The sequence below is a fragment of the Maritimimonas rapanae genome (assembly GCF_057837205.1).
In genome coordinates this window covers 396,249-409,499 of record NZ_JBYQFI010000002.1, presented here as the reverse complement: position 1 = coordinate 409,499, position 13,251 = coordinate 396,249, and the positions used below count along the sequence as shown (strand labels likewise).

The following is a 13,251-nucleotide window of genomic DNA, read 5'->3' as shown; positions in this document are numbered from 1 at the left end:
CATAAGCGCTAAAATTACACTTTTAACGTTAAACTATTATTAAATATCTTTGATCAATATTTTAAGACTGCATGAACAAGTTTTTTTTCACTTTTTGTTTATTTTTTTCTTTAGCAGGATGGTCACAAACTGACTTTTCAAATAGTTGGGAAGATTTCTACTCATATAATAATGTGAAAGATTTTATTAAAGTAGAGAGTAAAATCTACGCGGTTGTTGATAATGCAGTTTTTATCTACGATACTCTTACACAAGAAACAGAAAAACTATCTTCGGTTCACGGCCTTTCAGGAGAAACCTCTACTAGCATTTATTATAGTAACGCATTACAAAAGTTAGTGATCGGATATCAAACAGGGTTGATAGAAGTTGTCGATAATCAAGGAAAAATAACCATTTCTAACGATATTGAAAGGTTAAGTATTACAGGTGAAAAACAAATAAACGATATTACAGAATTTAATAATAAATTGTATTTATCTACCCCTTTTGCAGTAGTAGTTTATGATTTAGAAAATTTACAATTTGGTGACACTTATTTTATAGGATCTGGTTCTTCCGAAGTAAAGATTAATCAAATAGAGGTTTTTAGTAATACTATTTATGCGGCAACCGAACAAGGTATCTTTATAGCTGATGTTACCAGCAATAACCTTATAGATTTTAATAATTGGTCTCAACCACAAGGAAATTTTTTAGGAAATTTTAGTGCTTTAGAAATTTTTAATGATCGATTGTTTACTTCTAGAGCTAATAATTTTTACGAAGTTACCTCAGTATCTAACTTACAGCTTATTGCAAATCAACCAACCGAGATTATAGATTTAAAATCTTCGTCAGAATTTATTACTGTAGCTACAAATAAGCAAGCTCAAATTTTTAATACAGCCCTATCCCAAATTGTTGTTGCAAATGCCACTCAAGATTATGATTATAATTTAAACACTGCTTACGCCGAAAATTCATTTATTTATTTAGGCACTAAAGAATTTGGTATTCTACAGCGCACTTTTTCGAATTCTGTAGAACATACAGAAATTCATCCACAAGGCCCAATCTCAAACGACGCTTTTTCTATAACAGCAGAAAATAACAATATTTGGGTTGTATATGGAGGATACAATGGGGCATTTACACCCCTTCAATTAGAAAGAGGATTTAGTCATTTTAATGGAGAAAATTGGATAAATACTCAATACAATCAAGCCTTTCCAGTTAGGGATTTAGTACATGTTACTATCGACCCCGATAACGAAAATAAAGTTTATATAAGTTCATGGGGCCAAGGATCAAATTCAAATAATGATGTTGGAGGAATGTTAGTTGTAGAAAATAATGAAATTATTTCGCATTTAAAACATGATAATAGCGGCTTAGAATCTATTTTTCTAAATAACATTCCAGACTATAGGAGTGTAAGGGTAAACGGAACAGCTTTTGACAATCAAGGAAATCTATGGGTAGCTAATGCGTGGGTTGCCAATAGATTAAAGAAAATGACTCCTAATGGCACATGGAGCAGCTTTGATCTAAGTAGTATAATGACAAATGAAGCACTAGGATTAACGGAATTAGTTATTGATAGAACTGGGAGCGTTTGGATAGGATCTCGCCGTAATGGTTTACTAGCTTTTAATGAGACTGGTAATAGAAAAAGAGCACTTATTACAGAAGCTACAAAAGGCTCGTTGCCAGATCCAAATGTTAAAAGTGTTGCTGTAGATAGAAATAATAGAATATGGATTGGCACTGGTAAAGGTTTAGTAGTGTTTTCAAATGCTGGAGGTGTATTTGATAGTGACATTTATGACGCTAATCCTATAATTATTGATGATGATGGTATACCAAAGCGTCTATTAGGAGAGCAACCAGTTAACTCTGTGGCTATTGATGGGGCAGATAATAAATGGTTTGGTACAGACACCGGAGGCGCTTTAGCAACAAACCCCTCAGGACAAGAAACACTTTTTAATTTCAACAAAGACAATTCTCCATTACCATCAAACAAAATTGTAAAAGTTAAGATTGATAACAGTAATGGTAAAGTTTTTTTTGCAACAGATAAAGGCATTGTTGCTTTTAATAATAATGTAGCTCCTTTTGGAAATGAATTAGGTGAAGTATATGCATACCCAAATCCAGTAAGAAAAGAGCATAATACTGTAACCATAGATGGTAGAAATGGTACACATTTACCCAGAAGAACAAATGTAAAAATACTTGATTCTGCTGGACACCTAGTACATGAAACTAATGTTATCGAAGGGCAAGAATTAAAAGGAGGTAAAGTTGTTTGGAATAAAACAAATCTTGCTGGACAAAAAGTAGCTTCTGGTATATATATAGTTTTGCTAACCTTACCCGATAAATCAGAAACTTCTTCGACCAAAATAGCAATTATCAATTAATATGATTGTTAATACTAAAGCAGTTGTAATTAGTTCAATTAAATACGGAGATGCAGACCTTATAGTAAAATGTTATACAGAAGAGGGATTAAAATCATATCTCTTAAAACGAATTTTAAAAGCTAAAAGAGGTAAATTAAAGATAGCTTACTTTCAACCACTAACTCAATTAGAATTAGTAGTTTCTCACAACAAAAAAGGTAAGTTGAATTATATTAAAGAGGCTAAAATTTTATATCCCTACACTACTGTTCATAGTAATATAATTAAACAAACTATAATTATATTTTTATCAGAAATTCTAAATAAAGCATTAAGAGAAGAAGAAGCAAACACTAATTTATTTGAGTTTTTAAAATTGTCTTTGAGATGGTTAGATTCTCATGAAGAAATTTCTAATTTCCATTTACTTTTCATGCTAAATCTAACAAAACATTTAGGCTTTTATCCCGACAAGGAAAGGAACTATTCAGACTTTTTTAATCTAGAGCACGGTATTTTTTCAGCAATTAAACCAAAAAATCAATTCATTTCGGGAGAAAATTTAACTAATTTTAAAAAGCTACTCGGCACAAATTTTGATAGTATAAAAACATTGAAATTCAATGGTAGAGAAAGACAGGAACTACTAGAAGTATTAGTAAGTTATTTTGAATTACATTTGCCAGGGTTTCAAAAACCCAAGTCACTAACCATATTAAAAACTGTATTCGTGTGAATATGAAGAAGACTTTACTTTGTATTGTTTTACTTATAGGATGCCTTACTTCAGCTCAACAAATTACAATATTAGATAAAGAGTCAGAATTTCCAATTCCTAATGTTACTGTAGTAAACGAAGATAATTCTAAAAGAGTTGTTTCTGACGCTAAAGGAATGGTTGACCTTTCTATTTTTAATGTTACTGACATTTTAACATTTTCTCATGTTTCATATGTAGAATTTGAAGCTTTAAAAAGAAGGATTACACTTGGTAAAATAGTATATTTACAAAGTAAATCTGAACAGCTAGATGAGGTTTTTTTATCAGCTTCTAAAGGTAAAGAGTCTACAAAACGGATAGCCGAACAAGTAGCTATTTTTTCAATTAAAGATATACAGCGAACCGCACCACAAACATCAGCAGACATGTTAGCTGAGATACCTGGTATTAAAGTTCAGAAATCACAATTTGGAGGAGGAAGCCCAGTATTAAGGGGTATGGAAGCTAATAGGGTTCTTTTGGTTGTGGATGGCGTTCGTATGAATAATGCTATTTATAGAAAAGGACACCTGCAAAATTCGATTACAGTATCACCAAATATGTTAGATAGAACTGAAGTGATCTTTGGACCATCTTCTGTAATTTATGGTTCTGATGCATTAGGTGGTATTATTCATTACTACACTAGGAAGCCAATGACAAGTGAAAAGACTCAAGTTAACACTTCTCTTTTATCTAGATACAGCACAGCTAATGAAGAAAAAACTATACAAGCAGGAGTTGAGCTACAGTTTAAAAAATTTGCTTCATTTACAAGTGTATCTTATAGTGATTTTGGTGATTTACGTATGGGTAAAGAAAGATCGCATGGTTTTGATAATTGGGGCTTAGTAACGGAATATTCAAACAATACTGATTCATTCTTCAATGCTAATCCAATAATAAATTCTGACCCAAATATTCAAAGGAATACTGGTTATAATCAAACAGATGTTTTACAAAAACTCTTTATTCCTCTCTCCGAAAAAGTAGATATTACATTTAATTTTCAGTATGGAACATCATCAAATATTCCAAGATTTGACCGTTTAACAGAACGTAGAGATGGCGAATTACGTTTTGCAGAATGGTATTATGGACCCCAGAAAAGATTTTTAGCTTCTTCTCAATTACAGTTAAACCTAGATTCAAAATGGATAAAAAATGGAACAATCACCACGGCATATCAAAATATTAAAGAATCTAGAATAAATAGAAAGTTTGGTAGTTTAGATCGAACTAGTAGAAATGAAGAAGTAGATGTTTTTAGTTTAAACGCTGATTTTTCTGTGCCTTTAAACAAGGATAATGATCGTATTTTATCCTATGGAGTAGAAGTAACACATAATGACGTCAGCTCAATTCCTAAAGGAGAAACACTAGAGATAAGCGGAAATCAGATAATAGGAGTATCAGATAACTTCCCTGTTCAAGCACGTTATGCAGACGGAGGAAGCTCTTATACAAGCGCCGCTTTATACGTTAACTATCGACAAGACATCAACAAAAAATCTACACTTAATACAGGTGTTCGCTTTACAGACACCTATTTAAGAGCTAAATGGATAGATGATACATTTATCACATTACCCGACAACGATATTTATTTAGCTAACTCAGCGTTTACTGCAACTATTGGTTATATATATAAGCCAACTTCAAATTGGCAAATTAATAGCGTATTATCTTCAGGTTTTCGTTCACCAAATATAGACGATGTTGGTAAAGTGAGAGAAAAAGGCCGAGAGGTAACAGTTCCAAATATAGACTTAAGACCAGAGTACGCTTACAATGCTGAGTTGGGTATTTTAAAATACTTTAATGACAAAAGTTCATTTATAGGAATTACAGGATATTATACCTTACTGAATAATTATATTATTAGAGAAGGTTTTATACTTAATGGAAATAATACTATTTTGTTTGATGGTGAAGAAGGGAATATTGTTGCCAATGTTAATAAAGGAAATGCTTATGTGGTTGGTGGAACATTTAATTTTAAAACACGTTTAGGTAATTATTTTACAACAAAGGCATCGCTTACATATACAAAAGGTGAAACTTATGACACAAACGAAAAACTATCTTCAATTCCCCCACTATTTGGTCAAGCGGATTTAAATTATACTAAGAATAAATTCGAAGCAGGTTTTAATATCCGTTTTAACGGGAAGAAAAAAATAACAGACTATAACTTATCTGAAGGGATTGATAATATTGAACAAACTCCAATAATAAATCTGAATGCAATAGAAGATATTAATAAGTTTTATGGAACTCCTTCTTGGATTACACTTAATGCAACTACAAGCTATAGATTAACCAAAAATATCGATTTACAACTTGCTATTGACAATATTTTAGACCAACATTATAAAGAATTTGCATCAGGGATCAGTGCTCCAGGACGAAATTTTTCATTTTCAATGTTAGCTAATTTTTAAACTCAATTATCTAAATAATCATTCCAAAATTGTTTAATAGAATTTAAATGAACTATTGACAGCTTTAACAACAAAATTTATTTTTATTAAATCTAAATAAATGTATATTTGCATCGTTTTTTAGGAAAGAAAATGCTAATAATATCAGAAAATAGCCTTGTGACTTCAATTGTATCCTCTACAATAAAGGTTAAAACTGCTAAAAAAATAAAAACAAAGTGTTGTAAAAAATACAAAAAGGATAATCGTTGTAAACGATGCCCTTGTTTCGATTTGATACAAAAAGCTTCTTAGTTTTTCTGAAGTATTATTCAGAGTTTATAGTTACTAACTCTAGATTTAAATTATTCTCAAAAGCTGCAGAAATATTGGGAGTTTCTTTAGGCTTTCTTTTTTTTAATGGTATAACAATACTAGCCCCAACTGCACCACCAAGAGAAGTATATAAGGCATCGGTTGTACTTCTCACACCACTTAAAAGATCTGGGTCTACAGCTTCTTTTAAAAACCCGACAGCCGATGCTGCTAAAGTACCAAATGCCCAAGCTTTGAATTTATTATCAGTTTTTTTAAAAACGAAATAAGAAGTAGCTCCTCCAATTAATGCCCCGGCAATAAAATGCTCAGGGTAACCTCTTTCAGAAAAAATAGGTTGAGAATAAGAACTGCAATAAACTCCAATAAATAATAATATTATAATCTTTTTCATTTGCTAAAAATAGTAAAATCTATTTAAAAGCATTTAAGCCCGTAATGTCTAAACCTGTAATTAATAAATGAATATCGTGGGTGCCTTCATAAGTAATAACACTTTCGAGATTCATAGAATGACGCATAATACTGTATTCACCAGTAATACCCATACCCCCTAACATTTGTCTTGCTTCACGAGCAATATTAATAGCCATATCAACATTATTTCGCTTAGCCATAGATATTTGAGCTGAAGTGGCTTTTCCTTCATTACGCAACACACCTAAACGCCAAGTTAATATTTGAGCTTTGGTAATTTCTGTTATCATTTCTGCCAATTTCTTTTGTTGTAACTGAAAAGCACCAATAGGTTTACCAAACTGAATACGTTCCTTGCTATATCTTAAAGCTGTATCGTAGCAATCCATGGCTGCTCCAATAGCACCCCAAGCAATACCATAACGAGCAGAATCTAAACACCCAAGAGGAGCTCCTAATCCAGATTTATTTGGTAATAAATTTTCTTTTGGAACTTTAACATTATCAAAAATCAATTCGCCAGTTGCACTTGCACGTAACGACCATTTATTATGCGTTTCAGGCGTTGTAAAGCCTTCCATACCGCGCTCAACTATCAATCCGTGAATTCTACCTTCTTCATTTTTAGCCCAAACTACAGCTACCTGGGCGAAAGGGGCATTAGATATCCACATTTTAGCTCCGTTAAGCAAATAATAATCACCCATATCTTTAAAATTGGTAATCATTCCAGAAGGATTGGAACCATGATCTGGTTCTGTTAAACCAAAACAACCCATCCATTCCCCACTAGCAAGTTTTGGTAAGTATTTATTTCTTTGCTCTTCATTACCATATTTCCAAATAGGATACATTACTAAAGAAGATTGAACAGAAGCTGTAGAACGAACACCAGAATCACCACGCTCAATTTCTTGCATTATTAATCCATAAGAAATCTGATCTAACCCCGCGCCCCCATATTGTTCAGGTATATAAGGGCCAAAAGCACCTATTTCTGCTAATCCATTAATGATTTGTGTTGGAAACTCTGCTTTTTGAGCATAATCCTCTATAATCGGAGAAACTTCTCTTTTTACCCACTCGCGCGCTGCATCTCGTACTAGTTTATGCTCTTCTGTAAGTAGTTCGTCTAATTGATAATAATCAGGAGCTTGAAATAAATCTTGACCCATTTTTAGATGTTTAAATTTCTCCAAAAATACTAATAATAGCATACTACAAAAGTTTTTTTGAGAACTATTTTATTGGCTACATTTGCTTTAATGAGATACTCCTTTAACAAACAAGAAAAGCTGAAAAGCAAGAAGCTTATTGAACAATTGTTTTCTAAAGGAAAATCTGTTTCAGAATACCCTTTAAAATTGATATATCTTAAGATTGATCACAGAAGTGATTATACTGTGCAAACAGGTTTTTCTGTCTCTAAACGAAAATTTAAAAAAGCCGTAGAGAGAAATAGAATAAAGCGTTTATTAAGAGAAAGCTATCGTAAGCACAAACATAATGTATACGACCAAGTAGATGAAAAGTATATTTTTATGTTCTTGTATTTAGACGAAAAGGAGCATAAATACGTTGTGTTAGAAGGAAAAATGATAAATTTATTGCAAAAATTTATTGCAAAACTAGGAAATAAGCCAGATTAACGGTTATATAATCAAACAACATCACATGAAAAAGTATAAGAAATTAAGCCTTATTGCGCTGTTGGTTGTTGTTACTACATTATCTCTCTCATATAAGTCAGATTTTTTTGAAGTAGCAAAACAAATAGAAATCTATACTACATTATTCAAAGAATTGAATATGTATTATATAGACGAAACAAACCCTGCAGAGCTAACGGATACGGCTATCGAAAATATGTTAAAAGACTTAGATCCTTATACAGTCTATTATGATGAGCAAGGTGTCGAGAATGCTAAAATAAATGCAGCAGGTGAATATGGAGGAATAGGCGCTATTTCAACTTATATTGATGGAAAACTTATTATTGTTGAACCTCATGAAGGAGCTCCAGCTGATAAAGCAGGATTAAAGGCAGGAGATCAAATTCTTAAAGTGGATAATATCTTAGTAACTAATGATAAAAATGACGCCGCATCTTCTTTACTAAAAGGGCTACCAAACACAAAAGTTAAATTACAAATTAAACGTCAAAATCAAATTTTAGATGTTGAATTAAATAGAGAGAAAATTGTTATTAATCCTGTTCCATATTATAGAATGATTGATGATGAGGTAGGATATATTTCGTTTATAAAGTTCAACCAGAAAGCATCAGCTGAGGTTAAAAATGCTTACGAAGATTTAAAAGAGCAAGGTATGACCAAGCTTATTTTAGATATTCGAGGAAACGGTGGCGGGCTAGTTAATGAAGCCGTAGAGATAGTTAACTTTTTTATACCTAAAAATGAAGTTGTCGTTACTACCAAAGCAAAAGTTAAGAAATGGAGTGATACTTATAAAACCAGAAAAGAGCCTATAGATTTAGAAATACCTATAGCAGTGTTGATTGATGGACGCTCTGCATCAGCATCCGAAATTTTAGCTGGTTCTTTACAAGATCTAGACAGAGCCGTTATTATGGGCGAACGATCTTTCGGAAAAGGATTAGTCCAACGTTATAGAAAATTGACCTATGGAACGCAGTTAAAACTAACAATCTCTAAATATTATACACCGAGCGGAAGAAGTATTCAAGAGCTCGACTATTCCCATAGAGATAACAAAGGCGATATTCCAAAATTTTCTGATGAAAGAAGAAATCCTTTTAAAACAAAAAATGGTAGAACGGTATATGATGGAGGTGGAATTCAGCCAGATATTAAATTTGAAAAACCAGATCGAACCAAAGCAACAGAAGCGCTATTAAAATCAAATGCAATATTTGATTTTGCTACTCAATATTATTATTTAAATTCTTCAATTGACGAATCAAAAGATTTTGTTTTTTCAAATGGAGATTACAATTCATTTATTGAATACTTAAAATCTGATAAAACAACCTTTGATACATCTACCGAAAAGTTCTTTAATGCTGCTTTAGAAAAAGCATCTGAAGAAGATTATAATGGTGTAATTCAACAAGATTATCAATCATTAATAAATAAGTTAAAGTCCAAGAAAATTAACGAACTTACTCTCAACAAAGAAGAAATTAAACAAAACCTGCAAGATGAAATTGTTAAAAGGTATTACTATAAAAAAGGTGAATATATTAATAAAGTAAATAAAGATCTTGCCATCACAAAAGCTGTTGAGTTGCTAAATAATACTACTAAATACGATCGTATTTTAAAATAGCCTCAGTTTCTTTTTTAGCTGAAGTTTTACAAAAGAATATTCGCTAAAGAATTGATATCTTTGGTCAAATTATTTTGAATGAGTAAAGTCGTAAAAACCAAATCTAGAGAATCGTCGAACGCCATTGAACGCCTGTATATTACAATGCGTCACTTATTCAATCGAGGATTCTATAAACCAATGGGTGTTTCAGGCAAAACGCTTAGAGAATCTTTATTACTACTAAGACCAGAAATTTATGGATCTATCGCCGAAGAAAAGATAGAATTAAATGGATTAATTTATGTAATTGATCGCTTACCAGAAGGCATTGAAGAGTGTCAATTTATTAATTTAACAGCTGATGAGGGTTATAAAAATTCACATTTTAAACCGATAATACCACCTAAAAGGCGTCGTAATTGTTATCGTATAGATAAAGATCAAATGAATATTGAGATCACTCGAGGGCGTTCAGAAATCTACGATATTTTAACACACTTAACCTTTCTTTTTATTGAATCTCATAAGATTAAAGACAAGGTAATTATTGACGAAGATGAAAGCACCATAAGAGAGTGGAATCATTTAAAAGATGTTGTTGTAAATAACAAGAAACTCACTAAAGAAGAGCATGAAGTTTTGCTAACTCACGTGGCTACGATTCTTGGCCGTACTTTTGATGAAGTTCATAGTGTTGACAGAGTTTTTTCTACCAATAAGAATAAATATAAGTTCTTCCATACCATTTTCTGGCTAGGCCAATTAGCTTTAAACGAAACACTAGAGAATCAAAAGAGAACGATTACTTTTAGCTCAACATTACGAGAAAGCATTGGGCATCATATCTACGGAGAGGTTTGGGCAAATAATATCAAAAAAGTCCTAGAAAAAGAAGACTTAATTAACAGACCAATACATATTATTAGCGCAAATATGCATAGCGTAATGAATTCAATCTATGCTCCGATGTTTTTAATAAAAGAATCAAAAGATAACAAAGGTCTAAAACTATTTGAATTACTTAGTAATGATGCAAATGAAGCTTTACGAAAAAAGGTAAAAGAAAAGGCATCAAAAGCAGGCCTATACTATGTAAAAGATACTTCAGGCACAAATATTAACGTTCAAGTAATAGATACTTCTAAAATAGATTTAAGTAAATCTAATTATAAGTTATCTAACGCTAATATCAATAATATGCCAGTAATAATTGTTATGGATTATGCTTTTGGTGAGCAAGCTTATGAAACTATGGATGAATTACTAAAACCATATACTTGCGAGAATAATAATTTACATCATATGAATGTAGATTCAGTTTCAATCATGGGTAAGGCTGGTATATTAGAAGGAGGTAAAAGCGATATTATGATTCCTTCAGCTCACATTTTTGAAGGGACAGCAGATAATTATCCTTTCGAGAATGAATTAAAAAAAGAAGATCTAGAAGGTTTTGGTATAGACGTTTATGAAGGATCTATGGTAACAGTATTGGGAACCTCTTTACAGAATAAAGATTTATTAACTTTTTTTCATGATTCAACCTGGAGGGCTATTGGCTTAGAAATGGAAGGAGCTCATTATCAAAAAGCAATACAATCGGCATCAAAGATTCGAGGAAACATATCAGAAAATGTAAAAGTAAGATATGCATATTATGCATCTGATAATCCTTTAGAAACCGGAGCAACTTTAGCATCTGGAGGTCTGGGAACCTCAGGTGTTGGACCAACATATGCAATTACACAAAAAATATTAGAACAAATTTTTTAACAGTTTTAGACTGATTTATTATTATGGCAACAAATCAAGCAAATAACGAAGAAGTAGATTTAGGAAGTTTGTTTAAGGTAATTGGTAAGGGCATTAGCAATCTTTTTAAAGCAATCGGCAACTTTTTTAAAGCAATTTTTCATTACCTAATATTGCTACTGTTATTCCTAAGAAATAATATTATAAAACTTGGATTAGCAACTATTATAGGTGGAGCGTTAGGTTTGTATTTAGATTTAACCAAACCAAAAGTTTATAGTTCTACAATGATTGTTGAACCCAATTTTAAAAGTACACAACAACTGTATAATAATATAAATTTTTATCATGAGTTGGTTAAGCAGAAAGATAGTGTAGTATTAGCTAATGTGCTAGGAATTTCTAGTTCTGAAGCTTCAAAACTAAAAGGTTTTTATATAAGCCCGATTAGAAATAAAAATGAAAAGCTAGAATTGTTTGATGAGTTTATTGAAGAAGTAGATACCACAACGGTTAAGAATATTGATATAAAAGATTTTAAACGAAACTTTACAGATTATGATTATAAATACCATAAAGTAAAAGTTAGGTCTGAAATCAATGATGTTTTTGGTAAGATTAGTAGCCCAATTATTAATTCAGTAGCTAACAATAATTATTTTAAAACCCAAAAGTTTATCAATGATGAGAACCTAATAGAGAATGAAAGGCTCCTAAAAAAATCATTAGTAGAAGTAGACACTCTTCGAAGTGTTTATAATGAAGTTTTATTAGCAGAAGCTAAAAAAATAGAACAAGGAACAAACATTTCTTTAGCAGAGGGATCAAAAAAGCGAGGAGAAATAGAGTTGTTTAACCAAAGACTAAGACTTGGTAAAGAACTTATAGATAACAATAAAGAAAAAGCCAATACTACTGAGATTTTAAATGTAGTTTCTTCATTTAATAGAACTGGAGCTAGAGAGAGAGGTATATTTAAAAAGAACACTCTTCAGCTGGCTGGTATCTTTTTTGGGCTAATGCTCCTATATATTTTAGTAAAGCAAATGAATAACTATTTAGATAATTACAGAGATTAAATAATAACCCAAATCAAACATTTTTTATCAACAAAAAACAGACTCTATACAATCTTGCCTATGTTTTTACAAAAGGATATAAGTTTTCCTAATTTTTTTGAGGACGACTTTTCTTTAGAATGGCATATGAGCCGTAATGAAAGATATGCCTTCATAAAATTACTTGAAAAAATAAAACCAAAAACTGCAATTGAAATAGGCTGTTTTAAAGGAGGAAGCTTAGAGATATTAAGTAGATACTCTAAGAAAGTATATTCTATAGACATAAATCCTAAAGTAAAAGAAAATTTAAATGGAAAGTTTGAAAATGCTGAAATTCATATTGGTAAATCTTCTAATTTAATTCCATATATACTAGATAAGATAGAGCAGAATAATGAAGCATTAGAATTTGTTCTTATAGACGGAGAACATACTTATAAAGCGGTAAAAGATGATATTTCACACTTTCTAAAACTAAAACCAAAATCTAACCTTTTTGTTGTTTTTCATGATAGTTTTAATCCCATTTGTAGAAAAGGCATAAAGGCTGTAAATTATAATGATTCACCTTATGTTCATTATGTTGAAGTAGATTTTATCAGCGGTGTTTTTAACCCAAGAAATTTATATAGACAAATGTGGGGAGGTTTAGCATTAGTGTTGTTAAAACCAGAAAAAAGAAAAGGAAATATTAGTATAAGTGAATGTCAAAAAAAACTATTTAATTCTTTGTATTGGCAGTCTATTCATGTAATTACAGATAGACTTCAATTTTTAAAACCCTATTATAAGCGTTTAATAAACCAGTAGATTTAAATTAA

General features: G+C 31.2%; 10 protein-coding genes. 8 read left to right on the top strand and 2 right to left on the bottom strand.

What is annotated here, in order from left to right; translation table 11 throughout:
* Positions 1-71: 71 nt before the first annotated feature.
* From porZ to AC3IF2_RS11915, 3 genes are read left to right on the top strand one after another with little or no spacing between them, the layout of a single operon-like run.
* Positions 72-2,408, top strand: coding sequence for a type IX secretion system anionic LPS delivery protein PorZ (gene porZ, locus AC3IF2_RS11925; RefSeq protein ID WP_489167575.1), 2,337 nt, complete (start codon positions 72-74; stop codon positions 2,406-2,408).
* Between the two features lies 1 nt (position 2,409).
* Positions 2,410-3,126: a DNA repair protein RecO gene (gene recO, locus AC3IF2_RS11920; protein ID WP_489167573.1), complete on the top strand. Its 717-nt coding sequence runs from the start codon at positions 2,410-2,412 to the stop codon at positions 3,124-3,126.
* 2 nt (positions 3,127-3,128) lie between these two features.
* Complete coding sequence (locus AC3IF2_RS11915; protein WP_489167571.1) at positions 3,129-5,594, top strand: TonB-dependent receptor; 2,466 nt, start codon at positions 3,129-3,131, stop codon at positions 5,592-5,594.
* 307 nt (positions 5,595-5,901) lie between these two features.
* Here AC3IF2_RS11915 and AC3IF2_RS11910 read toward each other — a convergent pair whose 3' ends face one another.
* Together AC3IF2_RS11910 and AC3IF2_RS11905 are read right to left on the bottom strand one after the other, a co-directional pair.
* Positions 5,902-6,303, bottom strand: coding sequence for a hypothetical protein (locus tag AC3IF2_RS11910; protein WP_489167569.1), 402 nt, complete (start codon positions 6,301-6,303; stop codon positions 5,902-5,904).
* A 19-nt stretch (positions 6,304-6,322) separates the two neighbouring features.
* Positions 6,323-7,501, bottom strand: a complete 1,179-nt coding sequence (locus AC3IF2_RS11905) for an acyl-CoA dehydrogenase family protein (protein WP_489167568.1) — start codon at positions 7,499-7,501, stop codon at positions 6,323-6,325.
* A gap of 90 nt (positions 7,502-7,591) precedes the next feature.
* Between AC3IF2_RS11905 and rnpA the strand changes: the two genes are divergently transcribed.
* The 5 genes from rnpA to AC3IF2_RS11880 all read left to right on the top strand — a co-directional run bounded on the left by rnpA (position 7,592) and on the right by AC3IF2_RS11880 (position 13,240).
* Positions 7,592-7,975: a ribonuclease P protein component gene (gene rnpA, locus AC3IF2_RS11900; protein WP_489167566.1), complete on the top strand. Its 384-nt coding sequence runs from the start codon at positions 7,592-7,594 to the stop codon at positions 7,973-7,975.
* Between the two features lie 25 nt (positions 7,976-8,000).
* On the top strand, positions 8,001-9,635 hold the full coding sequence (locus AC3IF2_RS11895; RefSeq protein WP_489167564.1) for a S41 family peptidase: 1,635 nt from the start codon (positions 8,001-8,003) through the stop codon (positions 9,633-9,635).
* A 78-nt stretch (positions 9,636-9,713) separates the two neighbouring features.
* Positions 9,714-11,390 carry a DUF6909 family protein gene (locus AC3IF2_RS11890; protein WP_489167562.1) on the top strand — a complete coding sequence of 559 codons (1,677 nt, stop codon included), beginning with the start codon at positions 9,714-9,716 and terminating at the stop codon, positions 11,388-11,390.
* A gap of 23 nt (positions 11,391-11,413) precedes the next feature.
* Positions 11,414-12,448, top strand: coding sequence for a hypothetical protein (locus AC3IF2_RS11885; RefSeq protein ID WP_489167560.1), 1,035 nt, complete (start codon positions 11,414-11,416; stop codon positions 12,446-12,448).
* 60 nt (positions 12,449-12,508) lie between these two features.
* Positions 12,509-13,240 carry a class I SAM-dependent methyltransferase gene (locus AC3IF2_RS11880; RefSeq protein ID WP_489167558.1) on the top strand — a complete coding sequence of 244 codons (732 nt, stop codon included), beginning with the start codon at positions 12,509-12,511 and terminating at the stop codon, positions 13,238-13,240.
* Positions 13,241-13,251 lie beyond the last annotated feature (11 nt).

Coding starts and splice junctions, on each gene's coding strand:
- porZ (WP_489167575.1), top strand. CDS start 72: ATGAACAAGTTTTTTTTCACTTTTTGTTTATTTTTTTCTTTAGCAGGA.
- recO (WP_489167573.1), top strand. CDS start 2,410: ATGATTGTTAATACTAAAGCAGTTGTAATTAGTTCAATTAAATACGGA.
- AC3IF2_RS11915 (WP_489167571.1), top strand. CDS start 3,129: ATGAAGAAGACTTTACTTTGTATTGTTTTACTTATAGGATGCCTTACT.
- AC3IF2_RS11910 (WP_489167569.1), bottom strand. CDS start 6,303: ATGAAAAAGATTATAATATTATTATTTATTGGAGTTTATTGCAGTTCT.
- AC3IF2_RS11905 (WP_489167568.1), bottom strand. CDS start 7,501: ATGGGTCAAGATTTATTTCAAGCTCCTGATTATTATCAATTAGACGAA.
- rnpA (WP_489167566.1), top strand. CDS start 7,592: ATGAGATACTCCTTTAACAAACAAGAAAAGCTGAAAAGCAAGAAGCTT.
- AC3IF2_RS11895 (WP_489167564.1), top strand. CDS start 8,001: ATGAAAAAGTATAAGAAATTAAGCCTTATTGCGCTGTTGGTTGTTGTT.
- AC3IF2_RS11890 (WP_489167562.1), top strand. CDS start 9,714: ATGAGTAAAGTCGTAAAAACCAAATCTAGAGAATCGTCGAACGCCATT.
- AC3IF2_RS11885 (WP_489167560.1), top strand. CDS start 11,414: ATGGCAACAAATCAAGCAAATAACGAAGAAGTAGATTTAGGAAGTTTG.
- AC3IF2_RS11880 (WP_489167558.1), top strand. CDS start 12,509: ATGTTTTTACAAAAGGATATAAGTTTTCCTAATTTTTTTGAGGACGAC.